The sequence below is a fragment of the Aeromonas sp. QDB30 genome (assembly GCF_027707645.1).
In the GTDB taxonomy this organism is placed as follows: domain Bacteria; phylum Pseudomonadota; class Gammaproteobacteria; order Enterobacterales; family Aeromonadaceae; genus Aeromonas; species Aeromonas caviae.
Genome location: NZ_JAPCIY010000189.1, coordinates 1 through 820 on the forward strand (window position 1 = coordinate 1; position 820 = coordinate 820).

Sequence of the window (820 nt, forward strand, 5' to 3'; positions counted from 1 at the left end):
TCCGGAACCAGTGATTGGTTCCGGATTGTCCTACAGCAGAAGGATCGGTCAATGGATCCTTAACTGATCAGCATTGCGCCAATCTGGCGGGGCTTTGTTTGTCCTGGTAGACGCTATTCACCGTAGAGGCGGATCTCCAGCACATGAGTGATGGCCTCGCCGCTCCAGTGGTACTCCAGATGACGGGCGTGGTCCACCCGGCTGACCAGACGGGGGCGATAGAGCACGTGACAGTCGTGACCGGGGTGGCGCACCGAGCGGTAGTGGATGCCGTCCGCCCCGGCGACCTTCTGCTCCCGGGCGAAGGCCTGGGCGGGGCCGTAATCGGTGGCGTGATAGAGGGGGCCTGGCAGATACGCCGGGCCCGTGATGTCGATGAGGCTGGCGCTGAACTGCGCCTGGATCACCCGCATCTGCACCTTCTGGGCCGGCTCCCGGGTGTACCCGAAAATCCGCTCCCTGTGGTAGACCGTCTCCTTGATGCCGGTGTCGAGGGAGGGGGCACAATAGTAGCCGCCAAAGTCCCCCGTGGTGAAACGGGCACCCTCGGGATTGAGGTGGGTGAAGGCGGCCATCACATAGCTGCCGCCGGGCAGCCCCACCAGCCAGTCTTCCCTGGGCACCCGCATCAGCTCGCCCGCCTCTTCCCTCAGCCTGTCGTTGGTCAGGGCCTCGACGGCCCAGACCGCCTCCAGCTCGTCGGCGGTAGCGACGTCTTCATAGAGGCAGATGGGGGGAAAGCGGCTAAATAGCTGTTCCGAATAGTAGATCACCGGAGGAAGGGAACTCAGTCCAGTTTGTGCGATCTGATTAGTCGCTA

1 protein-coding gene is annotated in these 820 nt (G+C 62.9%); it reads right to left on the bottom strand.

The window, feature by feature from the left end; all coding sequences use genetic code 11:
• Nucleotides 1-113: 113 nt before the first annotated feature.
• Nucleotides 114-791: an RES family NAD+ phosphorylase gene (locus PG896_RS21060; RefSeq protein WP_270836203.1), complete on the bottom strand. Its 678-nt coding sequence runs from the start codon at nucleotides 789-791 to the stop codon at nucleotides 114-116.
• Nucleotides 792-820 lie beyond the last annotated feature (29 nt).